At 44.1% G+C, this 24,063-nt stretch carries 21 protein-coding genes, 1 tRNA gene, 1 other RNA gene and 4 pseudogenes; 18 read left to right on the top strand and 9 right to left on the bottom strand.

Annotated elements, in window-relative coordinates; all coding sequences use genetic code 11:
- Positions 1–1,234 (bottom strand): extracellular solute-binding protein (locus C1G53_RS10900; RefSeq protein WP_105118672.1); only part of this gene is annotated, 1,234 nt, incomplete at its 3' end.
- 314 nt (positions 1,235–1,548) lie between these two features.
- On the opposite strand from C1G53_RS10900, the gene malQ reads away from it, so the two are divergent.
- A complete protein-coding gene (gene malQ / locus C1G53_RS10895; protein ID WP_105118671.1) occupies positions 1,549–3,087 on the top strand; it encodes a 4-alpha-glucanotransferase in 1,539 nt (512 codons plus the stop codon).
- A 147-nt stretch (positions 3,088–3,234) separates the two neighbouring features.
- Here malQ and C1G53_RS13565 read toward each other — a convergent pair whose 3' ends face one another.
- A complete protein-coding gene (locus C1G53_RS13565; RefSeq protein ID WP_269088008.1) occupies positions 3,235–3,360 on the bottom strand; it encodes a hypothetical protein in 126 nt (41 codons plus the stop codon).
- Between the two features lie 197 nt (positions 3,361–3,557).
- Here C1G53_RS13565 and C1G53_RS10890 point away from each other — a divergent pair, with 197 nt between their 5' ends.
- Entirely contained in the window at positions 3,558–4,079 is a 522-nt protein-coding gene (locus C1G53_RS10890) for an MFS transporter (protein ID WP_105118670.1), read from the top strand.
- Positions 4,080–4,128: 49 nt separating this feature from the next.
- Here C1G53_RS10890 and C1G53_RS13420 read toward each other — a convergent pair whose 3' ends face one another.
- Positions 4,129–5,907, bottom strand: coding sequence for an SH3 domain-containing protein (locus tag C1G53_RS13420; protein ID WP_238139142.1), 1,779 nt, complete (start codon positions 5,905–5,907; stop codon positions 4,129–4,131).
- A gap of 326 nt (positions 5,908–6,233) precedes the next feature.
- Complete coding sequence (gene argS / locus C1G53_RS10875) at positions 6,234–7,922, bottom strand: arginine--tRNA ligase (protein ID WP_105118669.1); 1,689 nt, start codon at positions 7,920–7,922, stop codon at positions 6,234–6,236.
- Between the two features lie 106 nt (positions 7,923–8,028).
- On the opposite strand from argS, the gene argR reads away from it, so the two are divergent.
- From argR to C1G53_RS10805, 15 genes and pseudogenes are all read left to right on the top strand, one after another.
- Positions 8,029–8,469 carry an arginine repressor gene (gene argR / locus C1G53_RS10870; RefSeq protein WP_105118668.1) on the top strand — a complete coding sequence of 147 codons (441 nt, stop codon included), beginning with the start codon at positions 8,029–8,031 and terminating at the stop codon, positions 8,467–8,469.
- A 14-nt stretch (positions 8,470–8,483) separates the two neighbouring features.
- Positions 8,484–11,024 carry a DNA mismatch repair protein MutS gene (gene mutS, locus C1G53_RS10865; RefSeq protein WP_105118667.1) on the top strand — a complete coding sequence of 847 codons (2,541 nt, stop codon included), beginning with the start codon at positions 8,484–8,486 and terminating at the stop codon, positions 11,022–11,024.
- A gap of 283 nt (positions 11,025–11,307) precedes the next feature.
- Positions 11,308–11,751 carry a LytTR family DNA-binding domain-containing protein gene (locus tag C1G53_RS10860; RefSeq protein ID WP_044773079.1) on the top strand — a complete coding sequence of 148 codons (444 nt, stop codon included), beginning with the start codon at positions 11,308–11,310 and terminating at the stop codon, positions 11,749–11,751.
- Complete coding sequence (locus C1G53_RS10855) at positions 11,748–12,188, top strand: DUF3021 domain-containing protein (protein ID WP_105118666.1); 441 nt, start codon at positions 11,748–11,750, stop codon at positions 12,186–12,188. Before C1G53_RS10860 ends, C1G53_RS10855 begins: the two co-directional genes overlap by 4 nt.
- Positions 12,189–12,221: 33 nt before the next feature.
- Positions 12,222–12,395 carry a hypothetical protein gene (locus tag C1G53_RS13200; protein WP_009910995.1) on the top strand — a complete coding sequence of 58 codons (174 nt, stop codon included), beginning with the start codon at positions 12,222–12,224 and terminating at the stop codon, positions 12,393–12,395.
- A 140-nt stretch (positions 12,396–12,535) separates the two neighbouring features.
- Positions 12,536–14,707 (top strand): anaerobic ribonucleoside-triphosphate reductase, encoded by a 2,172-nt coding sequence (gene nrdD / locus C1G53_RS10845; RefSeq protein ID WP_105118665.1) that lies wholly within the window; start codon positions 12,536–12,538, stop codon positions 14,705–14,707.
- 102 nt (positions 14,708–14,809) lie between these two features.
- Positions 14,810–14,944, top strand: coding sequence for a hypothetical protein (locus C1G53_RS13560; protein ID WP_105118664.1), 135 nt, complete (start codon positions 14,810–14,812; stop codon positions 14,942–14,944).
- Position 14,945: 1 nt separating this feature from the next.
- Positions 14,946–16,292 carry a bifunctional metallophosphatase/5'-nucleotidase gene (locus C1G53_RS10835; protein WP_105118663.1) on the top strand — a complete coding sequence of 449 codons (1,347 nt, stop codon included), beginning with the start codon at positions 14,946–14,948 and terminating at the stop codon, positions 16,290–16,292.
- A 1-nt stretch (position 16,293) separates the two neighbouring features.
- Positions 16,294–16,785, top strand: coding sequence for a GNAT family N-acetyltransferase (locus tag C1G53_RS10830; protein WP_105118662.1), 492 nt, complete (start codon positions 16,294–16,296; stop codon positions 16,783–16,785).
- A 14-nt stretch (positions 16,786–16,799) separates the two neighbouring features.
- Positions 16,800–17,372, top strand: coding sequence for an anaerobic ribonucleoside-triphosphate reductase activating protein (gene nrdG, locus C1G53_RS10825; protein WP_105118661.1), 573 nt, complete (start codon positions 16,800–16,802; stop codon positions 17,370–17,372).
- A 159-nt stretch (positions 17,373–17,531) separates the two neighbouring features.
- Positions 17,532–17,995 (top strand): annotated as a pseudogene (gene tnpA / locus C1G53_RS10820) (IS200/IS605 family transposase).
- A gap of 508 nt (positions 17,996–18,503) precedes the next feature.
- Positions 18,504–19,070, top strand: a complete 567-nt coding sequence (locus C1G53_RS10815; protein WP_105118660.1) for a hypothetical protein — start codon at positions 18,504–18,506, stop codon at positions 19,068–19,070.
- Between the two features lie 108 nt (positions 19,071–19,178).
- Positions 19,179–19,412 (top strand): annotated as a pseudogene (locus C1G53_RS13555) (trypsin-like serine peptidase); the annotation flags it as partial.
- 105 nt (positions 19,413–19,517) lie between these two features.
- Positions 19,518–19,832: a hypothetical protein gene (locus tag C1G53_RS13550; protein WP_269088009.1), complete on the top strand. Its 315-nt coding sequence runs from the start codon at positions 19,518–19,520 to the stop codon at positions 19,830–19,832.
- Positions 19,833–19,848: 16 nt separating this feature from the next.
- Positions 19,849–20,703: a hypothetical protein gene (locus tag C1G53_RS10805; RefSeq protein WP_153046711.1), complete on the top strand. Its 855-nt coding sequence runs from the start codon at positions 19,849–19,851 to the stop codon at positions 20,701–20,703.
- A gap of 119 nt (positions 20,704–20,822) precedes the next feature.
- Here the strand turns inward: C1G53_RS10805 and C1G53_RS13695 are convergent.
- The 4 genes and pseudogenes from C1G53_RS13695 to C1G53_RS10785 all read right to left on the bottom strand — a co-directional run.
- A pseudogene (locus C1G53_RS13695) lies at positions 20,823–20,991 on the bottom strand (transposase); the annotation flags it as partial.
- Between the two features lie 220 nt (positions 20,992–21,211).
- Positions 21,212–21,284: transfer RNA gene (locus tag C1G53_RS10795), tRNA-Lys, on the bottom strand.
- 7 nt (positions 21,285–21,291) lie between these two features.
- A non-coding RNA gene (gene ssrS / locus C1G53_RS10790) (6S RNA) lies at positions 21,292–21,485 on the bottom strand.
- A 71-nt stretch (positions 21,486–21,556) separates the two neighbouring features.
- A complete protein-coding gene (locus tag C1G53_RS10785; RefSeq protein WP_105118657.1) occupies positions 21,557–22,837 on the bottom strand; it encodes a replication-associated recombination protein A in 1,281 nt (426 codons plus the stop codon).
- 69 nt (positions 22,838–22,906) lie between these two features.
- Here C1G53_RS10785 and C1G53_RS10780 point away from each other — a divergent pair, with 69 nt between their 5' ends.
- Entirely contained in the window at positions 22,907–23,236 is a 330-nt protein-coding gene (locus C1G53_RS10780) for a MazG nucleotide pyrophosphohydrolase domain-containing protein (RefSeq protein ID WP_105118656.1), read from the top strand.
- A gap of 573 nt (positions 23,237–23,809) precedes the next feature.
- On the opposite strand, the pseudogene C1G53_RS10775 reads toward C1G53_RS10780, so the two are convergent.
- Positions 23,810–23,998: pseudogene (locus tag C1G53_RS10775) on the bottom strand (hypothetical protein); the annotation flags it as partial.
- Between the last annotated feature and the right edge of the window lie 65 nt (positions 23,999–24,063).

Raw genomic sequence — 24,063 nt, 5'->3', positions numbered from 1 at the left:
GTACAATTTCAATCAATTTCACAGCGTCAGTAGCAGCAGTCTTAGGATCTTTTTTACCACTTACAGCTTCGAAGAGCATGTTAGCAGCTGGTTCCCAAACTGTGCTCATTTCTGAGATGTTTGGCATTGGTTGAGCAGAAGCAAACTGGTTGATAACGGCAGTTGTCAATTCATCGTTCTTGCTGACTGCATATTCACGTGCTTCAGTGTTAGCTGGAACTTCATTTGTAGCATCGTAGAATGCTTTTTGTTGTTCAGTTGAAGTCAAGTGGTCAACAAATTTTTGTGCCAAGTCTGGGTTCTTAGAACCTGCAGGGATAACCCAAGCCTTACCACCACCGAATGCTGAGTATGCTTTACCGTCAGCAAGTGTAGGGATAGTAGCTACGCCGTAGTTGACACCTGCATCTTTCAAAGCAGAAGCTTTCCATGGACCATCGATGATAACAGCTGTTTTGCCTTCAGTAAATTGAGTTTGGATCAAGTTACCAGCAGCAGATGCATCTTGAAGACCTTGAGGCCATTTTTCATACCAAGTTTTAGCGTATTCGATAGCCTTGATAGCACCGTCGTTAGCAAGACCGATGTCTTTTGGATTTGTACCATTTTCACCGAATACATAACCACCGTAACCAGAAAGAAGTCCGTATGCATAGTAGAAGTTTGTCCAGTCAGCTAGGAAGGCTGAAGTTTTACCTTCTTCACCAGCAAATGCGTACTTGCTATCTTTAGCCAACTCTTCCAATTCAGCAAAAGTTTTTGGTGCTGCAGAAACAAGGTCTTTGTTGTAGTAAGCAACCAATGTTTCGATAACAGCAGGTGAACCGTAGACTTTACCACCAGAAGTAACCAAGGTTTCAGTCGTTTCATCTGTCTTGCTTGTTTCAGCGAGTTTCACTTCTGAAAGTTGACCTTCAGAACCAAGGCTACCTACGCGGTCGTATGGTGCCATCATCACGTCTGGAGCTGAACCTGATTGGTTATCAAGTGACAAGTTGTCCAAACCTGTAAGAGCGTCACCAGTTTTAACGGTAACAGTCACGCCTTCATTTTCTTTTTCAAAGGCAGCTTTTGCTTCGTTGATGTATGCTTCGTACTGACCATCAACGTAAATAGTCAACTCTTGACCAGCTTCAGCAGAAGAGCTTGAAGTTGATGATGAGTTTGAGCAAGCAGCCAATACAGCAGTAGATGCAGCTAGAAGAGCAACGCTCTTAAGAAGTTTGTGTTTCATATTCTTCCCTCCAAGAATAAATGGTTTATTGTGAAATGCTTGCTAACGCAAACGTTTTCCTAAGTTGAATTCATTATACACCATTATGAATACGTTTGCAAGCGTTTTTATAAAAAAATTTAAAAAATTTTTTAGGTCAATATAAAATGTCGGATAAACTTTTGTTATATAATGTAGAAACATGAAAAAATTGCTGAAATTGACTGATATAATTGTGAAAAAGCTTGATTTGTTACCGTTTTCATTATATAATGATAAAAAGCAATCGTTTGCATCTTATTTATGATTATTTAGAAAGATATGGGGAAGATTTTATGAAAGAACGCCAAAGTGGAGTGCTTATGCACATTTCATCTTTACCTGGAAAATACGGCATTGGTTCTATGGGACAGGCTGCCTATGACTTTGTTGATTTTTTAGAAAGAACCAAGCAACGCTACTGGCAGATTTTGCCTTTGGGAACGACCAGTTATGGTGACTCGCCTTACCAGTCTTTCTCTGCCTTCGCGGGCAATACTCACTTTATCGACTTTGATTTTCTGATTGAAAAGGGCTGGTTGACCGAGGAAGATTTAACTGGGATTGATTTCGGCGACAAGGATACAGAAGTGGATTATGCCAAGGTCTTTTACGGTAGACGTCCTGTCTTGGAAAAGGCTGTGAGGGCGATAAAGGCAGAGGGCTTGCCAGAGGATTACTGGTCTTTTGCAGAGGAAAATGGTTTTTGGTTGCACACTTTTGCAGAGTACATGGCTATCAAAGAGCATTTTGATAATAAGCCCTGGATTGATTGGGAGGATCAAGGAGCTCGCCTGCGCTATCATGATACATTAGAGTATTACCGTCAGCTTTTAGCGGAGCAGATGGATTACCACCGCATCACCCAGTATTTGTTCTTCAGTCAGTGGCATGCTTTGAAGGCTTACGCCAATGCCAAAGGTGTTGAGTTTGTTGGGGATATGCCGATTTATATCGCGGCTGATTCTGCGGATATGTGGGCCAATCCACACTTCTTCAAGACAGACGAAGAAGGCAAGCCAAGTGTGGTTGCCGGTTGTCCACCAGATGCCTTTTCAGAAATTGGTCAGCTCTGGGGCAATCCAATTTATGACTGGGAAGCAATGAAGAATGATGGCTTTACTTGGTGGGTGGCTCGTTTGCGTGAATCCTTTAAGATTTACGATATGGTGCGGATTGACCACTTTATCGGCTTTGCTTCTTTCTGGGAAATTCCAGCAGGGGAAGAAACAGCGGTCAATGGCTACCGTGTGGAAGCACCAGGTTTCGAACTCTTTGAAACCATCAAGTACCACTTGGGTGACTTGAATATCATCGCGGAAGATTTGGGAACTGTGACAGATAAGGTCATTCAATTGCGTGAAAGGACTGGTTTCCCAGGCATGAAAGTCTTGCAGTTTGCCTTTGACCCTGAGGGTGACAGCATTGAAATGCCACACAACCACCGCAACAATGTCGTAGCCTATACTGGCACCCATGATAATGATACCATTCTGGGTTGGTATGAGAGCGAATTGTCTGACGAGGGCAAGGAATTCTTAGACAAGTACAGCAATCGCCGTGAGGATGAAAGGGTTAGCCATGCCATGTTCCGTTTGCTGTTCGGCTCACCTGCCTTTATGGCTGTGGCTACCATGCAGGATTTGCTCGGCTTGGATGGGTCAGCTCGTATGAATTTGCCAAATACCCTTGGTGGCAACTGGACTTGGAGGATGACTGCCGACCAGCTCACTCCTGCAATTGAGGAGGACTTGCTTGATTTGACAGTGACCTACCGCCGTGAGAACGCCATTGTCAAGGCTAAAAAAGAAGAAATGACAGAACCATCAGTCTAGGCTGGTGGTTTTTTGTAAAGGTTGGTGATGGGTATAGAGATTGATGATTAGATAGTCGCCATTATTGATTTGTCTTTTCAACTTTTCCAAAATCTTGCCTCTAAATAAAAATCATCTCCTCTAGGTTGAACTTAGAGGAGATTGTTCTTATTTCTTCTGTTTACGGACATAGAGCCAGTAGCTAATCCAGTAGTAGATGGTATAGAGCAGGGCGACAACAAGGCTCCAAAAACCGATAGCAGCCAAAATATTAGTGAGGTCAGGGAAAATCATTTTTGCAAATAGATAGAAGATTAGGTAGAGATATCAGTAAAGCCAGTAGTTTTTTCTAAAATGTTTCATCGCTTCTCCTCCTTACTACTTTACTTTATTGTAGCATTTTAATATATATTTTTCAATTTGTTCACAAAATCACATTGACAAAGCATGTTTTTTGGAGTAGAATAAGACTAAAATCAGGAGGTGCTTATATGAAAAGACCAATTCATTTATATATTTTTGTGATACTGTCCAGTATTGCCAGTATTTTAAGGCTGTTCAATGCCTTTGTTTCGACTTTTAACGAGGAGCAACTTCGCACATACACGCAGGGAGCTGTTGGGATTGATGTGGAAGAGTTAATTCTTGTTTCGCGCGAAACAGCCAATCTTCAGAATAGTATCATTCAAAAGATTGCAGCCCTAGTCCTGTTTGGTCTATTGATTGCGGTCATTGTTTTCCTATTCATGAAGAAAAATGAGTTGGCTTCTTATCTTTACATCGGCTATCTCTTTTCGACCTTGTTGCTGAATACCTATAACTACCTAGCAGGTAAGGGGATTGCGCAACTCTACTCAGATGCAACAATGCGTGATGTGACAGCAGCAGGTATGCTAGGGGCTTACATCCTCAACATTGTCCTATTTGCCATTTACTTTGGTGTGACCATTTTCTTCCATCTGCGTAAGCCAAAAGAGAAACCAAGTACAGCTATCAATTCTACCGATATTTAATCATCCAAAAAACTGCATGGTTCACATGGACCCTGCAGTTTCTTTTGTTTTATGGGATAGCAATGTAGCGACGAGCTCCGGAATAGCTGACATAGCTAATCCATTGACGGCCTTCGGCTGTGACAACCCGGTCATAGCGGACACTTTGTCCAAGACCATAGTGGAATAAGACAGGGGAAGAGAGACTCGGACTGTTTCGAATGGCTAGTCGGGATTTAAAGGTATAGGTTCCAGACGATGGTAGGGAATTTGTATTTGCAGCCGTAGTAGAAAGCTGGGTTGTTGTGCTTCCTATAAAATCAATCTGATTTGCAGCATCTGTGAAATAGACGTGGATGTGGTATTTTCCGCTGTCATTTTTATGCTTGCTAGCTAGGACCTTCACCTTGTAGCTGCCATCACTTTGTCGTTGAGCAGGATACCAGATGAGATCATCTTGTCCTCCTTGATCTGACCAAACAGGTACAGATACAGCTGTAATTTCTTTGGGTGATTTAGCTCCTGTTATAAGAACCTCAAAACTACCTTCTGCTTGATTGATATTTGTAACCTGGATAGTTCCCTGAGGTTTGGTAGGAGTTGATCCAATAGGCTGCTGTGGTGCAGGACTTGCTTCTACCTGCTTGATAGGAATGTAGCGTCTTTGACCACTATAGCTGAGGTAGCTAATCCACTGGTAGCCCTCAGCTGTTAGAACCCGGTCGTAGCGTACGCTTTCACCGGCATAATAGTAATCCAAGGTTGTGCTAGATTGTTTGGCTTCATTTTTAATTGGCGCTTGTTGGGTGAAGGTATAGGTACCGCTGTTTGCTAAGCCAGCTATCTGAGTAGGTGCAGTGCTAGTTTGACTGACAGGGGAGCTAGCTAGATCCTTGAAGTGAATGTAGCCACTGACAGAGTTTTTATGAATCAGTCGTCTACTGTAAGTGAAGCGAGGACTGTAGTTGTATTCTTCGATTTCTACCATGTCCCCTTGGATGCTAGATACCCAGGCAACGTGCATAGGTGAGGTCCACCAAGCTACTGCTCCCACGGCAGGATTCATATCCACGCGGTAACCCTCACGCTGCGCTCGGTATCCCCAGACATCCGCATTACCGTAAGCTGGTGGGATTTCAAAACCGTTGACTTTACTGAGGCGAAAGGCTACAAAAGAAGTACATTGACGGGTGTAGAGCCTCCAGGGGTCAATAGCGTCCACCGCTGTATAAGGATAATCATCCCCCAAGGCACTGGTGGAGCTGGAACGTGTGCTGGCAGTACGAGTTTGGGTAGTCGGTCGAGTTCTGGTGGTGTTGGTTTGTGTTTGGGTGTTTGTTTTTTGGGAAATGGCAGAGCTACTTGTTGATGGCGTACTTGTCTGGGGATGGCTACTGCTTGCAGGGACAGTCGATGTCTGGTTGTCCCTAGTTGTAGATGTTGTTTGTGGGGAACTTGTTGTCCTAGCTTGATTAGTTTCGGGAATAGTCAGCTGTGTTTGTTGACCGGCTGATATGCTTGTTCCTGTTTCAATCTTTTCCTGAGAAGTTTGGTCGGTTTGCCCAGAGTTGCTTGGGCTAGTTGTAGTGCTTGTGGTTGTTTGCTCAGTTCCTGTTTGTGGGGTAGTTGGCTGAGTGATTTGCGTAGGTATTTCCTGTCCTGTAGAACTACTTGTCGATGTCTGGACGGCCCTTAAGTTTGTACTTGTATTGGTGTTTGTGCCTGTGTTGGCATGGGTTACTGGTCCAGCTGCTAGACAGGCATAGGCTAGTAGGACAGAAGCGGCACCGAGAGAATAAGTGCGGATAGAAAAGCGTGGTTGGTTTGTTGAAATTGCTTGTTGTGTCATTCAGACTCCTTTGAAAAAAAATATTTTGTAGAGGTCTTAGAACCTGTATTCACAAGTAAAGTGCTTTTAGATAAGAGATAGTTTCTCGCTAATCAAGGCAGTTTTTTGAGGGAATACTGACTGTATTTTGAAAAAAACGAACGATGAGTAGCTGGAAAACTAGCCTTAGGTGAACGTGCTGAACTGTGCATACAGGTTCTTACTCCCCCTCGCTACATCTATTCGCACTTGTCTGATAATTTTGAGAATTTTTATTTATTTCCTGGAGCATATTAGTCGTCAACAAGGAAAAATCCTCAACCAGTAAGATTGAGGATAGAATGTTATTACATTTTTTCTGGTGCTTTTACGCCGAGCAGACGTAGGGCTTCTTTAAGGACGACACCAGTTGTGTAGGCAAGAGCCAAACGGCTGTCACGCTCTGGGCTTTCATCCAAGATACGCGTGTGAGCGTAGTATTTGTTGAAGGCTTGAGCTAGGTTAATAGCGTATTTGGCGATAAGTGATGGGTCAAATTTATCACCGGCACGTTCAACAAGGTTTGAGAAGTTTTGGATGTGCTTGATGATGTCCCAGCTTTCTGCGTCAGCTAGCTTGTAGTCATTTTCTGCGTTTGGTACAAAGTTTGCCTTGCGTAGGATAGACTGGATGCGGGCGTATGCGTATTGTACATAAGGACCTGTTTCACCCTCGAAGGAAACCATAGCTTCCAAGTCGAAGTCGTAGCCGTTGTCACGGTCGGTTTTGAGGTCGTAGAACTTCACAGCGCCGACACCAACTGCGTGCGCCACTTCTTCCTTGTTTTCAAGGTCAGGGTTTTTAGCTTCGATTTGAGTAAGGGCGCGTGAAATAGCTTCGTCAAGTGTTGGCTCGAGCAGGATGATGTTTCCTTTACGAGTAGAGAGCTTTTTCTTGTCCTTGGTAACCAGACCGAAGGTGATATGGGTCATATCGTCGCTCCAGTCGAAATCCATTTCTTTCAAAACGGCCTTGAGCTGTTTGAAGTGGTTGATTTGCTCCTGACCAACGACATAGATGCTTTTCACGAAGTCATAGGTGCGCTTGCGGTACATAGCTGTTGCCATATCGCGCGTGATGTAGAGGGTAGCGCCATCTGTCTTCATGATAAGGGCTGGTGGAAGATTGTAGCTTTCAAGGTCAACGATTTTGGCACCTTTAGACTCTTGAAGAAGTCCTTTTTCTTCTAAGATTTGGATACCTTCGTCCATCTTATCGTTGTAGAAGGCTTCGCCGTTATAGCTGTCGAATGTTACATCAAGTTTGTCGTAGATGCGGTTAAATTCGACCAAGCTCTCATCACGGAACCATTGCCACAATTCATGCGCTTCTGGGTCGCCATCTTCCAATTTTTTGAACCATTGGCGTGCTTCGTCGTCCAACTCAGGTTTTTCTTCTGCCTCAGCATTGATACGGACATAGAGTTTAAGAAGTTCTGAGATTGGGTCGGCTTCGACCGCAGCCTTGTCACCCCAGAGTTTGTAGGCAACAATCAACATACCAAATTGTTTGCCCCAGTCACCCAAGTGGTTGATACGGATTGGCTTGTAGCCTAGTTTTTCGTGGATGTTGGCAAGGGCATCGCCGATAACGGTTGAACGCAAATGTCCAACTGAGAATGGTTTGGCAATGTTTGGGCTAGACATGTCGATGGTTACATTGCGTCCTTGACCGATGTTGAGTTTACCGTATTGGTCTTTTTCAGTAATAACATCTGTCAAGACTTGGTGGGAGATAGCAGCCTTGTCCAAGAAGAAGTTGACGTAAGGACCGGTAGCTACAACCTTCTCAAAGCCAGTAGTGTCTAGTTTTTCAACGATGTCTGCGGCGATAGCCTGTGGAGCCTTTCGTTCTACTTTGGCAAGTGAGAAGGCAGGGAAGGCGATGTCACCCATTTCTGATGATTTCGGTTTTTCTAGCAGATTGTAGATAGCTTCTACTTCCAAACTCGGAAGGATGGCAGCTAGTCTTTCTGCAATCACTTGTTTTTGATTCATATAGGATTTCCTCCAACGTTATTGATTCTATTTTATCATATTTCTAGGCCAATAGCGGTGAAAAGTGTTATAATATTTTTATAAATATACATTCTGAGGTAAGATGATGAATAAAGCAGGGCGACATGAATTGATAAAAAACATGATTCATCAGGAGAAGATTGGACGCCAAACGGATATTCAGAAAAGGCTTGAGAGTCAGGGGATTATTGTAACTCAGACAACCTTGTCCCGTGATTTGCGTGAATTGGGTGTCATCAAAATTCATGAGAATGGTCGTTCCTTCTATTCTTTAGTGATTGAAGAAGAGGGAGTGAATTTCGTTGAATTATTGGCCCAATATGCTTATAAGGTTGAGCGAGCGAGTTTTATTTTGGTTCTTCATTCTGACTTGGGTGAAGCGGCCTTGATGGCTAATATTATTGATGCAGAGAAGCCGTCGTCTATTTTGGGAACCTTGGCTGGTGCAGATACGCTGTTGGTTATCTGTCGTGATGAAGAGGCAGCCCAGCAGGTCGAAGCTGAGATCAATCATTATTTGGAGTAGAATTGAGAGGAAGAATGGCAGTAGAGAAAATTTCTCCAGGCATGCAGCAGTATCTGGATATCAAAGCAAACTATCCAGATGCTTTTTTGCTCTTTCGCATGGGCGACTTTTATGAATTGTTTTACGAGGATGCAGTAGAGGCTGCACAGATTTTGGAACTATCCTTGACCAGTCGGAATAAAAATGCGGAAAATCCCATTCCTATGGCAGGTGTTCCCTATCATGCAGCCCAGCAGTATATTGATACCCTTGTTGAACTGGGGCACAAGGTAGCCATTGCCGAGCAGATGGAAGATCCTAAGCAGGCAGTTGGTGTGGTCAAGCGGGAAGTGGTGCAAGTCATCACACCTGGTACAGTTACGGATTCCTCAAAAATGGGAGCCGACAGCAACTACCTGGTCACCATTGACCGTCATGGCGTGCAATTTGCTCTTTCTTACATGGACGTGTCAACCGGTCAGTTTTTCGTGACTAGCCTAGATGATTTTACCAGTCTTTGCGGTGAAATCCGTAACTTGCGGGCGCGTGAATTGGTTATCGGCTATGCTCTGTCGGAGGAAGAAGAGCAGGTCTTTTCGAACCAGATGAACCTCCTGCTCTCTTTTGAGGATGAGGTGACGGCAGATGTCCAGCTGATTGACAACTCCCTGACAGACTTGGAAAAAGCTGCGGCAGGTAAACTCCTCAGCTACCTACATCGAACTCAAATGCGAGATCTGAGCCACTTGCAGAAGGTGGTCCACTATGAAATCAAGGACTATCTGCAAATGGACTACGCTACCAAGTCCAGTCTGGACTTGCTTGAAAATGGACGGACAGGCAAGAAACATGGTAGCTTGTACTGGCTGTTGGATGAAACTAAGACAGCTATGGGTATGCGGCTTTTGCGAGCTTGGATTGACAGACCACTGATTGACCTCAAGCGGATTGAAAGTCGGCAGGCTGTGGTACAGGTTTTTCTGGATTACTTCTTTGAGCGGAGTGACTTGGTGGAGGCCTTGAAGGGTGTCTATGACATCGAACGCTTGGCCAGTCGGGTATCCTTTGGTAAGACCTTGCCCAAGGATCTCTTGCAACTTTCTCAGACCCTTGGAAATGTCCCTGCTATCAAGAATATCTTGCTACAAATGGACCAGTCTGCTCTGACTAGCTTGGTGGCAGGTCTGGATCCAATCCCAGAACTACACGCCCTTATCAGCTCTGCTATTGACCCAGAAGCCCAAGGGGCTATTACAGATGGAAATATCATCCGTACGGGCTTTGACGAAACGCTGGATCAGTACCGTCTGGTCATGCGTGAGGGGGCGGGCTGGATTGCGGAGATTGAGGCCAAGGAGCGTGAAGCGTCTGGTATCAACAATCTCAAGATTGATTACAATAAAAAAGACGGGTACTACTTCCATGTGACCAATTCTAATCTGGGCAATGTTCCGGACCATTTTTTCCGTAAGGCGACCTTGAAAAACTCGGAGCGCTATGGAACGGAAGAGTTGGCTAAGATCGAAGGGCAGATGTTGGAGGCGCGTGATAAGTCGTCTAACTTGGAGTACGAGATTTTCATGCGGATTCGCCAAGAGGTTGAAAAATACATCAGCCGCCTGCAGAAGTTGGCTCGGACCATTGCAACCATCGATGTCTTGCAGGCCTTTGCAGTTGTCGCGGAGCAGCAACACTGGGTCTGCCCACAGTTCAATGCGGATAAGCTGTTGGACATTGAGTGCGGACGGCACGCGGTGGTCGAGAAGGTCATGGGCAAGCAGACCTATATTCCCAACTCTATCCAGCTGGATCAGGCGACGACCATGCAGCTGATTACAGGGCCTAACATGAGTGGTAAATCGACCTATATGCGTCAGCTGGCGGTTATCGTCATTTTGGCGCAGATGGGTTCCTATGTACCAGCAGACCAGGCAACCCTGCCAGTCTTTGATGCTATTTTCACCCGTATTGGGGCGGCAGATGACCTGGTCAGCGGTCAATCGACCTTTATGGTGGAGATGATGGAGGCCAACAAGGCAGTCCGTCTGGCAACAGACCAGTCGCTCATTCTCTTTGATGAGCTGGGGCGGGGGACAGCCACCTACGATGGTATGGCTCTAGCCCAGTCTATTATTGAGTACATCCATGACAAGATTGGGGCCAAGACCCTCTTTGCTACCCACTACCACGAGTTGACCGAGCTAAGCCAGACCCTGTCAGGCCTTGAAAATGTCCATGTATCGACCTGGGAGGAGGACGGACAAGTGACCTTCCTCCACAAGATTGCTCCAGGCCCAGCCGATAAGTCCTACGGGATTCATGTGGCTAAGATTGCGGGAATGCCAGAGGAGTTATTGCAGCGGGCGGACAGGATTTTGCAGACGCTTGAAAACCAAGCCCCTACTGCACCAGCAAAACCAGCTCCGACAGTTGTGGAAGAGCCGTCAGGTCAACTCGACCTCTTCGCAGACACACCTTCTCACCCAGTCCTCGATGAACTGGCAAAACTGGACGTCTACAATATGACCCCTATGGAAGTCATGATGGCGGTGGCGGAGTTGAAGAAGAAATTATAAGATGATTGAAGAGGCTTGGACAAAAGTCCTGGCCTCCTTGTTTTTTCAATAGTTAAACTTGACGCAGTGGTTGAGTGGGCTCTAATTAGCTGATTTTATCAGCTTTTACAGCCCTACTCAACTGTGCGGGGGTGGGACGACAAAATCGAACCCTGCGGGTTACCGATTTTTGTCCCACTCCCTTTTTTGCCGTTTAGCGCTGGAAAACGACCACATAGCCAAAACCCCTTGAAACCAGTACAGAAATGGTGTTTAATAGGGTCAGAAAGAGAAGGGAGAGAAGATGAAAGTAAAATTAGCTATTTCACCAGAAATTTTGGAAGATTTGGTGACTATTGAAGCACAGGCTATGTCTGAGCAGGTTAGTCACTTGATGACCTATATTCAAAACTTGGATAAGCAGAGGTCCAGTCTAACCGTCAAAAAAGGGGAACAAGTTTATCTTGTGGAACATGATGAGATTGTCAGGCTATATCTAGAAGATAGGCTCTTGCAAGTGGAAACCGTAGAAAATGTCTATACTTCCAACCTACGCTTATATCAGGTTAAGGAGGACTTGCCGGCAAACTTCTTACAAATCTCCCAGTCGGAAATCATTCACATCAAGCAACTGGACCACCTCAAGCTGACCGCCAACGGTCTGGTCAAACTGGTCATGAAAAATGGCTCAGTCACCTACTCATCCCGTCGCTATCTAAAAGTTATCAAAGAAAGGTTAGGACTATGAAAAAATATATCTTATCAGCCAGTTTAGGCATCGCTATCGGAACCATTATCTCCATTATCACATCAGCTGTCTTCGGACAGGGAACCTACCTTCCTCTCAATCCCTTTTCAACCATGGGTGCTTACTACCTGAGCAACTTTAGTCAAGTAACTGTCATGCTGATTTGTGTAGTCATTTGGGCGGCAATCGGGATTTTGTTTCAGTTGGCAGACAAAATTTTTGAACAGGACTGGAGCCTTTTGCGAATGACGGCAACGCATTTTGGCATCACGGTTTTAGGCTTTACACCGCTGGGTATTTTGGCTGGCTGGTTTCCCGTGAAACTTGGGGCCCTTCTCTTTTTCTGGCTCATCTTTGTCTTGGTATACGCTCTGCTATTTTTCCTAAACCATCGGAAAATGGAGCGGCAAATCAAGGACATTAACGGTCGTTTGTAGTATAATAGCACTATCATTTTGTTGGAGTGTTTTATGAAAATTATTTTGACGATTGTCTATAGCTTGGGAGTGGTGTGGAATATCCTCTTTCTTGCGGTGAATGTTGGCAGAATTCCTGTCATCAACTTGCTTTGGCCTGCTGTGATTTTAGTGGCCTGTGCCATCAATTTGTACTTCTTATGGACCAGAAAACAAGAGTCAGAATAGGCTCTTGTTTTCATTTGTTTTTCAGAAATAGAATCTATATTTTGTGTAAATTTATCACTTTTATATTTTTTAACACAAGATATTGATTTTTAATTTGTGAAATGTTACACTAGTAGCAGTGAAAAATGGAGGCCAGTCAGATGAAGAAGCGAGAAAATGATGTAGAAAAACTGAATTTAGTCGTCTTGAAACGGGACGGTCGGACGGTGTCCTTTGATGAGCAAAAGATTTTTTCTGCTCTTTCGCGGGCCAATCAGGAATTGGAACACCCTGTGTCAGAGGCTGGTCTGCAGCTGGTTTTAGGGGCAAGCCTGCAAGAGATTGGTCGTCGTTTTACAGACGACATTCAGATTTATGAAATTCAGACCATTGTGGAGCAGGAGTTGCTCAAGGCTCATTTGTATGAGCTAGCAGAGCGCTATATCCAATATCGGACCCAGCGGGATTTTCGACGTCATCAGGCGACCGATATTAACTTTGAAATCCACAAGTTGCTGAGCAAGGATCAGGCCTTGGTCAATGAGAATGCCAATAAGGATGCGGATGTTTTCAATACTCAGCGGGATTTGACGGCAGGTATCGTTGGTAAGTCTATCGGTCTCAAGCTCTTGCCTGCCCATGTAGCTAATGCCCACCAAAAAGGTGACATTCATTACCACGACTTGGATTATAGTCCTTATACTCCCATGACCAACTGCTGCTTGATTGATTTCAAGGGCATGTTAGCTCAGGGCTTTAAGATTGGTAATGCGGATGTGGAAAGTCCCAAGTCGATTCAGACGGCTACGGCACAGATTTCGCAGATTATTGCCAATGTGGCATCTAGCCAGTATGGGGGTTGCTCGGCTGACCGTATCGATGAGGTTTTGGCTCCCTATGCGGAACTCAATTATCAGAAGCATTTGAAGGAAGCGAAAGACTGGGTCTTGCCAGACAAACAGGAAGACTACGCCCGTGCCAAGACCCAAAAGGATATCTACGATGCCATGCAATCCTTGGAGTATGAAATCAATACCCTTTTTACTTCCAATGGACAAACGCCTTTTACTTCGCTTGGTTTTGGTTTGGGAATTTCCTGGTTTGAACGGGAGATTCAAAAGGCCATTCTCAACATTCGTATCAAGGGTCTGGGACGGGAAGGTCGGACGGCCATTTTTCCCAAGCTGATTTTTACAGTTAAACGAGGCTTGAACTTGGAGCCTGATTCGCCCAACTATGACATCAAGCAGCTGGCGGTGGAATGTGCAACCAAGCGGATGTACCCAGATATGCTGTCTTATGACAAGATTGTTGAGTTGACCGGCTCCTTCAAGGTGCCAATGGGTTGCCGTTCTTTCCTCCAAGGTTGGCAGGATGAAAACGGTCAGGATGTGACATCTGGGCGGATGAACTTGGGTGTTGTGACCGTCAATCTGCCACGGATTGCTATGGAATCAGCGGGCGACATGGACAAATTCTGGGAAATCTTTGCAGAACGCATGGCCATTGCTAAGGATGCCTTGGTTTATCGTGTGGAGCGGGTCAAGGAGGCGACACCTGCCAATGCACCGATTTTGTATCAGTATGGGGCTTTTGGCAAGCGACTGGCCAAGACCGATGCGGTGGATGAGGTTTTCAAAAATCGCAGAGCGACCATTTCGTTGGGCTATATCGGACTCTATGAAGTCGCAACAGTTTTCTACGGTGGTCACTGGGAGGACAATCCAGAAGCCAAGGATTTCACGATTGCCATTATCAAACGAATGAAGGAATTGACAGATGCTTGGTCTGACCAATACGGCTATCATTTCTCTGTTTATTCAACCCCGTCTGAAAGTCTGACAGACCGCTTCTGCCGAATGGATACGGAGAAGTTTGGTCTGGTGGAAAATATCACCGACAAGCAGTATTACACCAATTCCTTCCACTATGATGTGCGGAAAAATCCGACTCCCTTTGAAAAACTAGATTTTGAAAAGGTCTATGTGGAGGCAGGTGCCAGCGGTGGCTTTATCCACTACTGCGAATATCCTGTTTTGCAACAAAATCCCAAGGCCTTGGAGGCTGTTTGGGACTATGCCTATGACCGTGTAGGCTATCTGGGGACCAATACCCCGATTGACCATTGCTATGCCTGTGATTTTGAAGGGGATTTTGAGCCAACGGAGCGTGGTTTCAAGTGTCCAAACTGTGGCAATAGCGACCCTAAAACAGTTGATGTGGTCAAGCGGACCTGTGGTTACCTAGGCAATCCGCAGGCCAGACCCATGGTCAACGGACGCCACAAGGAAATTATTTCCCGTGTCAAAAACATGAATGGGTCTAGTTTATAAAGAAGGACATGAGGGCTTCCGTGGTTTTGAGGAACTACGGAAGTTTGTTATAATAGGGAGAAAAATGTAATAGCTCTGCTATGTTCAAAAAAGGAGAAAATAATGGGAAAATACCAATTAGACGATAAGGGCAAGGCCTTGGTGGCACGCTATCACGAGAAGCATTCCAATGTGAAGCAGGACAAGAAGTCGCGTGTGCAGGAATTGCTCAAGCAAGCGAAAAATAAGAAGAAATAGTATGGACTTTACAGATATCAGCATTCTCCATACTAATGATATGCATTCTTACATGGAGAATTTTCCAAAGAAAGCACAACTGATTGCGGATATTCGAGCTCGAAATGAGCAAAAAGGTATTCCGACCTTTGTCTTTGATAGCGGGGATCTGTTTTCGGGCAATATCTTTTTCAATATGTACCGAGGGGTCAAGGAAATCGAGCTAATGAATCAAGTTGGTTGTCAGGCTATGACCTTGGGCAATCATGAATTTGACCACGGAGATGAACTGCTCAGTCGCTTGGATGACTTTGCGGCCTTTCCGATTGTGTCCTCCAATCTTCGTTACCGTGATGGTGAGGTGGCGGATGAATTGGTGCCGCTGGAGGATGTTCTCGAGTTTGATATGAATGGAAAGCCTCTCTATGTTCTCGGTTTGACCACCTTGGAAACCCAGGAGGTTGCATCACCGACGGATAAGGTGCTTTTTGAGGATCCTCGGAAGGCTCTTCGACGACTGGTGGACCAGATTATGAAGGCCAATTCTCAGGCTCATCTGGTTTTACTCAGTCACATGGGCTACGATGAAGACCTTGCCTTGGCCCAGGACTTTCCAGAAGTCAATGTGATTTTGGGTGGGCATACTCACACAATCTTGAAAGAACCAACTCAAGTAGGCGGCGTCAGCATTTGCCAGGCAGGTCAATACGGTCGCTTTGTCGGACATCTGTCCCTGCGGTGTTTTGCAGACGGGCGACATGAGGTGCTGGCCTATGACTTGATTGAGGTGGAGCAACTGACCGAGGAAGACAGGGGAGTCAAGGCCATTATCGATCAGATGAGGTCGGAACGGGACGCAGCTTTTTCCCAACCGATAGCGACTCTGCCGCAGGCACTAGACGGGGAGCGAGAGAGCATTCGTCAAGGCGTGTCCAGTCTAGCTCCTGTCATCTGTCAGGCTCTTTTTGAGCGAGCTGGCCAGCTGGGCTTGCAGGCGGACGGTGCGGTCATCAACGGTTTCGGCATTCGGGCTTCCTTGTCGGCGGGACCAATCTTTTATTCGGACTTGGTCAAGGTCCTGCCCTTTTCTAAGCGCGTCTTACTGGTTGCTATCAAGGGCAGCGATTTGGTGGCTAGCCTCAAGACAGGCCTCCATCCTCAGATGTGGGGCATTGTCCCAGACGGTGAGGATCTTTTGGTCAATGGCAGAGCTGTTGAGTCAGATAGGGTCTATCAGATTGTGACCAATTCTTTTGTTTGGAGTGGCAAGGACAATTACGACGATTTCCACAAGGCAGAAATTATACAGGATTTAGGACTGGATATTGACATCATCAGCGATTTTTTTAAAAGACAATATGGAGGATAGTATGGAATTGCGACGACCAACACTAGCAGATAAGGAAACGGTTTTGGGTATGCTAGCGGAGTTTGAAGCAGCAGGCTCTGCTATGGACGGTGGCTTTATCTCCAAAGATGTGGACTTTGAAGACTGGATTTTGAGAAATCAAGACTATGAGGCAGGCATCAACCTGCCAGAAGGTTTTGTTCCCTCTATTCAGTATGTATCATTTGACCAGACTGGTCGAGCACTTGGCTTTCTCAGTCTACGCCTACGGCTCAACGATTTCCTGCTCAATAAAGGCGGTCACATCGGATATTCCATTCGCCCGACGGAGCGTGGCAAGGGCTATGCCAAGGACCAACTTCGACTTGGTTTGCAGGAGGCGGCTAGTAAAAATATTTCCAAAGTCCTAGTGACCTGCTCGACAGATAATGAGGCTAGTCGCAAAACGATTGTGGCTTGTGGTGGTGTATTAGAAGATATCAGAGAAGGAGTAGAGCGTTACTGGATTGGATGAGAAAGGAGGCAGTAATGCAAGAGCAGACTTGGAACAATCCCAAGCCAGGTGAGTGGAAGAGTGAAGAACTCAGCCAGGGACGGATTATGGACTACAAGGCCTTTAACTTTGTGGACGGTGAAGGCGTTCGCTGCTCCCTCTATGTCAGCGGCTGCCTCTTTCACTGTCCAGGCTGCTACAACGTTGCCACCTGGTCCTTCAAGGCCGGCATTCCCTACACCAAGGAACTGGAAGACCGCATCTTAGCAGACTTGGCCCAACCCTATGTGCAGGGGCTGACCCTCTTGGGCGGAGAGCCCTTTCTCAATACAGGGACCGTCCTCCCTCTCGTCAAGCGGGTTCGGACGGAATTGCCAGACAAGGACATTTGGTCCTGGACAGGCTACACATGGGAAGAATTGATGCTGGAAACGCCAGACAAATTAGAACTGCTCAGCCAGTTGGACATTCTCGTAGATGGTCGCTATGACAAAAGCAAACGCAACCTCATGTTGCAATTTAGGGGCTCTTCCAACCAACGCATTATTGATGTCCAGCAGTCATTGCAGGAAAATCGAGTGATTTTATGGGATAAATTACAAAAATGACCCGCACAGTTTTCATGTACGGGCCTATTGTCCCCTGAAAACCACTAGCTATGCTAGTGGTTCAGTAGAGCTTCTAGCGAGGTATTAAAAAATCCTTCCAAAGTGATAAGATAGAAGTGGTTTCCCCGCCACTACATCACATCAAATAGGAGGTACCTCATGAGAGAGGATAATGAAAGTTTATCACATACTCGCTGGAATTGTAAATATCATCTAGTTTTTGCGCCTAAATATCGTCGTCAAATCATTTACGGCAAGTAAGAGGCTAGTATCGGAAAGATTATCCGAGATTTGTGTGAACGAAAAGGCGTCACTATCCATGAAGCTAATGCTTGCCCTGATCACATCCACATGTTAGTTATGGGAATAGAAAGTTTTGGTGTAGAGGCTACTATGTGGATATGGTAGGACACAATCAAAAAGTGATAGCAAAATACATACAGAACCAATTACAAGAAGATAGGGTAGCGGACCAGCTCACTTTGTTTGAAACGGTTGCCCCATTTACAGGGGAAACCAACAGGAAAAAAACTGATGGTGCTTTAGCACCTGATCGGGAAAGTGGTGCGCGAGGAAGCTATTTCAGTGGGCCTTTGGCCCTGGCCGGATCAAGCGGCTTATAGCCGCAGAACAAACCGCCAGTTTGACTAGTGGTTTTGATTGTCATTTAGTTTCTCTTTCATTACTTCGGCGATTGGAGGCATTTGTTCAGCCTCCTTTTGTAAGCACACCGAGATTAGAGAACGCTTTCTTTTTATTTTTTATATGTTATAATGTTATTATAAAGGATTCGAGAGGTGGATTGATAGAGTATAAATAAATACGTTGGCAGACCAAACATTTGAATAAACAAAGGGATGATACATGGAGGTACCTATGCATTATAAGATAATGAGAAGTATTGCGTTTTTAATATTGTTAATTGGCACAATCATAGTAGAATCGGAAAATTTATCACCTTTAACAAGCAGTCAGCCAGTTTATGCTACATAGAGTATATCTAAGTTTGAAAGTCAAGGAGGATCAGAGTATGAAGAAGGTACTTTTCGTCTAACATTAAAGGTTGGCGAAAGTGGGCAAATTCGTCGTCCTCAAGATTCCCCCTTAAAAGATTTCAACTATTCTTTTGATATGAAAGTGGAGGATTCCTCTATTCTTTCGTTTGATAGCCAAGGTAATTGGACAGCTCATAAAGCTGGAATAACGAAGGTTTATCCAAGTTTTCCTAATGAATCTAGTGAACATTTGAAGGAATTTGAAGAAGAGTTAGTCATAAATCCAGTTGAACTATATGTTAATGAGATTTCAGTTGTTTGGGAAGTTACAGTAGAAGAAAGTGAGCAGGGGCTAGAATCAAGTTCAAGGAGGTCATTGATTGAGAACGATGCTGTAGAATCTCTTTCGGAGACAACGCCTTCTTCAATGGAATCTTCTGTGAGAGTATCTGATACTAATGAAGTTGACGGTTCAAATGCTCCAACTATGATTTTCGGTTCAGATAATATGATTCCTATTGAAAATACCACAGTAAATCCATATAGAAAAGTTGTAGCTGTATATAAAGTAGTAAATGGTTTGGCCACTTGGAATGGAAGTGGTGTTATGATTGCTCCAAACAAGGTATTGACAGCAGCTCATGTAGTTCGAGACTTTAGAACAAATGAGACGTATGACCAAATAATGGTTGCTCCTGCATAAAATGGTAATAAATATCCGTACAATAAGTTTACTGGTTCTACCTATCATTTTTTTACTAGTTATTTAGATGATGCTACATTAGGTTATACACGTACAAAAGCTAATGAAGATATTGCAGTAGTGACTTTGGATAGTTCGATTGCTTCTGTAGGTTTTCTCCCAGTAACCTCTATCTTAGCTATTAACGATGATATCACAGTTATTGGTTATCCTCAGGATAGAGGAGTGGTTATGCACAAATCAGGAGGAAAAGTTAAAAGTATTGATGGAAAGATAATAGGTTATCAAAATGATACGCTCTCTGGAAATAGTGGGGGTCCAGTACTGGATAGACAAAATCGAATTGTCGCAATCAATGTCGCTGAGCCTAAAATAGAAGGTGGATACACAGAAGAATATTTACAAAAGTATGGTGCTAATACGGGTAGAAAAATTGATCAGGATGCGATGCGCTTGATTGATGTTGCACTTCATAATAGAAAGACTGGTGATGGTATATCAGCCTCTGTACCAACATACCGCCTATATAATGATGGTTTGAAATACCATCTATATACAAAAGATAAGAACGAAGTAGATATTTTAAGTGGCCGTGATTGGATATATGAGGGTGTTATCTTCCATTCTTCTGGTAAGCGCCCAGTTTATCGTTTGTATAATTCAGGACTAAAAGTTCACCTCTATACATCAGATAAAAATGAGTACAATGTCTTAAGCACACATGGTTGGAAGCAAGAAGGCGTTGCATGGAATGTTGAATAAGGCAGGAGAAATAAATATGAAATTAAGAACAATTATTTTATTGCTAGTAGGAATTTTTTCCTTAGTAGGATTATCGCCGATGAATGCAACATCTATTTTTGCCAATGAACAGACCTATGACTATCTTCCTTCTGAAATATATTTTGATAGGAATACAATTCCAAAGGGAAATTTAGTTGTTGGAGATTCAGGACAGATTCGTCCGAATCAAAATAGTATATTTAAAGATTTTGAGTATGCTTTTAAGTATAAGTTGAGCGATTTTGGTGTAATAAGCATAGATGAGAAAGGGAATTGGGAGACTATCGGACCTGGTCAAGTCACCTTATGGGTTCATGGTCGATCTGAGTACAATGAAAGCCCAGAATTTGAAGCGGAACTTGATAAGCATGGAATTGTGCGTGTTAATGCTGGAATTTATCCCACTGTCGTACCTGATTATGTTAAGACTCATATTATAGTAACAGAGAATCCCCTAAGTACAGAGGTTTACCGCCTATACAATCCAAATCTTAAAGTCCATCTTTATACTCAGGATAGCAATGAATACAATGTATTAGCTACACGAGGTTGGGAGCAGGAGGGAGTTGCATGGTTATCACACAATACGGAGGGAGAACCTGTTTTTCGTCTCTATCATCCTGGATTAAAAGTTCATCTATACACACGTGATGTGAATGAATTTGCTGTTTTAGTCAGTCGAGGCTGGAACCAAGAAGGTATAGCTTATCGTTCCAAAGGGGATAAAGAAATTTATCGTCTTTATCACGAAGGGGTTAAGAAACACCTCTACACCACAAATGAAGTAGAAATAGATATCCTTTCAACACGCGGCTGGCGTTATGAAGGCATTGCCTGGTATGGAAGCTAATAAATTGAAGAGGTTGGGCAAAAACTAGCCAGTAAATAAAAAACACAGATAGATTCAAGCTAATTTTGATGAAATCTAGCCGAACTATTTGTGTTTTTTATTTTTATCCCTATTATCTTGGGCTAATTTCTTAGCCAATTTTGTTAAATTCATGCACATTAGGAGGAATTCTATCTCAGTTTCAACCACCTTTTGACCTCTGACATGCACTCTGCGCACGCCAAAAACACCCTTCATCCTATCAAATACAGGTTCGACATCCACCTTGCGTTTGGCATAAATGCGGGCTCTATTGTTTATACATTTTCATGCCTTTCTAGTTGTTTTGTCGTTATTATAATTATAAAGCATGAAATGGAAAACGAGCAACTCCTAATTGGAATTGCTCGCTTTTTTTATATATGAGTGGCTAGTTTTTGCCCAGCCTCTTTTTCTTTGTGTTAGAGTATATTGATAAACAAAACAAGAAAAAGCCTTGATAAATCAAGACTTTCCTCATATCAACCAATCCTCCCTGTAGGGATCGAACCTACGACCCACGGATTAAGAGTCCGCTGCTCTGCCAGCTGAGCTAAGGAAGGGCAAAATAAAAATGCTGTATTGGTACCGGTTATTCATGAATTGTATTGATCCCGCACGCTAGAAGCAGGTGGGTGACGTGTTTCTGACTTAGTTGCTTCTGGGTGTACCAGCCTGCATACTGCCAAAAGATCTTTGTCTCCCTAGTAATACAAAAATAGTCGGTCAACACATAGGTATGAATTCGTATACCACAGCAGTTCTTATTTATGATTTAATATTACCACATTTTAAAAAAAAATCAAGAGAAAATCGGCAAAAAATGAAAACGTTATCAACTTTTTTTCTTGTTTTGTTTTAGTTGCTTGATTTTTTCTTGGGTCATGCCCAAGGCACGCTCGTATTTTCCGGTGTCGTTGGCGGTGAAGTAGTCCGCAGCCAGTAACTTATCGGGCAGGTATTGCTGGTACACCCATTTTTCAGGATAGGCATGGGGATACTGGTAACCAATGGCATTTCCCAGCTCCTTGCTGCCAGCATAATGACCGTCCCGCAGATGATTTGGAATGGGCAGATGGCCGTTTTTCCGTAAATCAGCCAGAGCTGCATCCATAGCCAGATAGGCAGAATTGGACTTGGGAGAAAGGGCCAAATCGACTACTACATTGGCAATCAAAATCCGTGCCTCTGGAAAGCCGATTTTCTGGGCAGCTTCAAGGGCGGTCACCGTATGAATCTGAGCCTCTGGATTGGCCAAGCCGATGTCTTCGTAGGCAATGACCGTCAAGCGACGGGCCAGACTAGGCAGGTCTTCAGCTTCAATCAAACGAGCGGCGTAGTGGAGGCTAGCATTGACATCGCTACCCCGAATGGATTTTTGTAGGGCGGAGAGGATATCGTAGTGGGCATCGCCGTTCTTGTCCATGCTGATGTAGGATTTCTGCAGGCTATTTTCCACAGCGTCTAGGTCAATGTGGCGACTGCCCTCGCTTTCCTTGGTAGAAAGTACAGCCAGTTCTAGCGAATTGTAAGCAGCTCGTAGGTCACCATTGGTTGCGTTTGCTAGGAAGTCCAGAGCCTCAGGCTCAATGGTGACAGGGAAGTCAAATCCGCGTTCGCTGTCTGTCAGAGCTAGTTCCAAGGCCTGTCGGATGTGGCTGGTTTTCAAGGGTTGTAATTCAAAAATCTGCACCCGACTGCGAATGGCGGGTAAAATAGAGAAAAATGGATTTTCCGTCGTTGCCCCAATCATGATGATATTTCCGTTTTCCAAAAGAGGGAGCAGGAAGTCCTGCTTGGTCTTGTTGAGGCGGTGGATTTCATCGAGCATGAGAACCAGACCACCAGAAAACTTGGCTTCTTCGGCAATCTCCTGCAGGCGTTTTTGGTTGTCGGTCGTAGCATTAAAGGTCCGAAAGGCATGCTTGGTTGTGCCAGCAATTGCAGAGGCAATCGAGGTCTTGCCAATCCCTGGCGGACCGTAGAGAATCATGGACGACAGCATATTGGCATCGATCATGCGACGGATAATCTTTCCAGGACCGACCAGGTGTTCCTGACCGATGACGTCATCAATGGATTTGGGCCGCATACGAAGGGCGAGATTGGCTGGCATAGGCTTCCTTTCAGTACATTTATGGTATAATCATTATACTACAATTTTGGGATTTGGAGAGAAACGAAGATGACGGAGTTGCCGGTGAGTGTTTTGGAAGAATACTTGCGTGACCACTATGGGACGACAGTTCCCGAGCAAAGTCTCTTTATGAAATTGGTGGAAGAAATTGGTGAAGTGGCAGAGCTACTGAATCAACGTGCAGGCCGCAAGATGATGGATAGCGAAGGCGACAGCTCTGCTCGTTTGGCAGAAGAATTAGCTGACGTTATTCACTATGCTGTAGCCTTAGCAGCAGTAAATCAATTAGACTTAACCAAGTCCATTTTGGAGAAAGACAAGCGGGCTTCCGTCAAATATGGTCGAGAAATAAATTTATTGGAATTTATCGTCATTTAGTTTTTCTTTTATTACGTCGTTAACTCGCTTTGCCGTACTTCAGTACAGCCTACAGCTCGTTGCCTAGTACTAAAAGTAAACTAAAAGACTATATAGAAAAGAGGAAATAGAATGGCGAAACATGGCTTTATAAGTAACAGTTTTCTTTATATGTCTCTAAGGCTCCCTAACTATTGATTTTACTGGTTTTTTGAAAAATAGTATTGTGCTAGATTTCCTTAGAACTCTTCCAAGGGTGAACAAAAAAGTGAACAAATTTCACAACGAAAAAAGGTTATCAAATCAATGTTTGACAACCTAAAAATTTTACGAGTTCAGCAGGCAGGACTAGCGTAGTGATCAGCTACGCTTTTTTGATTGCTGAGAGATAAAATAAAAATACGATAACTATGTGATGTCATCGTATTACCGTGACAACTTGTGTCAACTGGGGATTTTGCACTTATCCTTTTTCTAAAAGTATAAGGTTAGTAAATTCATAGGTTTTTCAAGAATAACCTGATTTCCAAGTAAGTTCATACCTGTTGTAGAATATCCTTTGCTACGGATATAATTTTATTTATATTTAACTTTATAGTTTTTTGAATGTTGGCCACTAGTCATAGCTTGGATTTGAAATCCAACCTTTCCTAAATTTTCAAAATCTACCTTGTGTTCTCTGATTAAGCGTGTAATAGTGTGATGTTGCACCTCTGCACACTCTGCGATAATCTCGCTAGTGGTGTACGGCTCTTTCCGTCCGTCCATATAAACTAGTTCCATAGTTTTCCTTTCTGTGTATTTTTCTGTACTTGCCACCTAGAGCAGTACCAAAGAGGGTTTGAACA

The sequence above is a fragment of the Streptococcus suis genome (assembly GCF_002960445.1).
In the GTDB taxonomy this organism is placed as follows: Bacteria; Bacillota; Bacilli; order Lactobacillales; family Streptococcaceae; genus Streptococcus; species Streptococcus hyiners.
This window is presented reverse-complemented; position numbering and strand designations above follow the sequence as displayed.

What these genes read in the sequence shown, in the direction of transcription:
- C1G53_RS13550 (WP_269088009.1), top strand. Translation starts at nt 19,518, where the DNA reads ATGCGCTTGATTGATGTTGCACTTCATAATAGAAAGACTGGTGATGGT.
- C1G53_RS10860 (WP_044773079.1), top strand. Translation starts at nt 11,308, where the DNA reads ATGAAAGTAAAATTAGCTATTTCACCAGAAATTTTGGAAGATTTGGTG.
- C1G53_RS13420 (WP_238139142.1), bottom strand. Translation starts at nt 5,907, where the DNA reads ATGACACAACAAGCAATTTCAACAAACCAACCACGCTTTTCTATCCGC.
- malQ (WP_105118671.1), top strand. Translation starts at nt 1,549, where the DNA reads ATGAAAGAACGCCAAAGTGGAGTGCTTATGCACATTTCATCTTTACCT.
- C1G53_RS10830 (WP_105118662.1), top strand. Translation starts at nt 16,294, where the DNA reads ATGGAATTGCGACGACCAACACTAGCAGATAAGGAAACGGTTTTGGGT.
- C1G53_RS13560 (WP_105118664.1), top strand. Translation starts at nt 14,810, where the DNA reads ATGGGAAAATACCAATTAGACGATAAGGGCAAGGCCTTGGTGGCACGC.
- C1G53_RS10815 (WP_105118660.1), top strand. Translation starts at nt 18,504, where the DNA reads ATGAAAGTGGAGGATTCCTCTATTCTTTCGTTTGATAGCCAAGGTAAT.
- nrdG (WP_105118661.1), top strand. Translation starts at nt 16,800, where the DNA reads ATGCAAGAGCAGACTTGGAACAATCCCAAGCCAGGTGAGTGGAAGAGT.
- C1G53_RS10805 (WP_153046711.1), top strand. Translation starts at nt 19,849, where the DNA reads ATGAAATTAAGAACAATTATTTTATTGCTAGTAGGAATTTTTTCCTTA.
- C1G53_RS10855 (WP_105118666.1), top strand. Translation starts at nt 11,748, where the DNA reads ATGAAAAAATATATCTTATCAGCCAGTTTAGGCATCGCTATCGGAACC.
- argR (WP_105118668.1), top strand. Translation starts at nt 8,029, where the DNA reads ATGAATAAAGCAGGGCGACATGAATTGATAAAAAACATGATTCATCAG.
- mutS (WP_105118667.1), top strand. Translation starts at nt 8,484, where the DNA reads ATGGCAGTAGAGAAAATTTCTCCAGGCATGCAGCAGTATCTGGATATC.
- C1G53_RS10835 (WP_105118663.1), top strand. Translation starts at nt 14,946, where the DNA reads ATGGACTTTACAGATATCAGCATTCTCCATACTAATGATATGCATTCT.
- nrdD (WP_105118665.1), top strand. Translation starts at nt 12,536, where the DNA reads ATGAAGAAGCGAGAAAATGATGTAGAAAAACTGAATTTAGTCGTCTTG.
- argS (WP_105118669.1), bottom strand. Translation starts at nt 7,922, where the DNA reads ATGAATCAAAAACAAGTGATTGCAGAAAGACTAGCTGCCATCCTTCCG.
- C1G53_RS10785 (WP_105118657.1), bottom strand. Translation starts at nt 22,837, where the DNA reads ATGCCAGCCAATCTCGCCCTTCGTATGCGGCCCAAATCCATTGATGAC.
- C1G53_RS13565 (WP_269088008.1), bottom strand. Translation starts at nt 3,360, where the DNA reads ATGATTTTCCCTGACCTCACTAATATTTTGGCTGCTATCGGTTTTTGG.
- C1G53_RS10780 (WP_105118656.1), top strand. Translation starts at nt 22,907, where the DNA reads ATGACGGAGTTGCCGGTGAGTGTTTTGGAAGAATACTTGCGTGACCAC.
- C1G53_RS13200 (WP_009910995.1), top strand. Translation starts at nt 12,222, where the DNA reads ATGAAAATTATTTTGACGATTGTCTATAGCTTGGGAGTGGTGTGGAAT.
- C1G53_RS10890 (WP_105118670.1), top strand. Translation starts at nt 3,558, where the DNA reads ATGAAAAGACCAATTCATTTATATATTTTTGTGATACTGTCCAGTATT.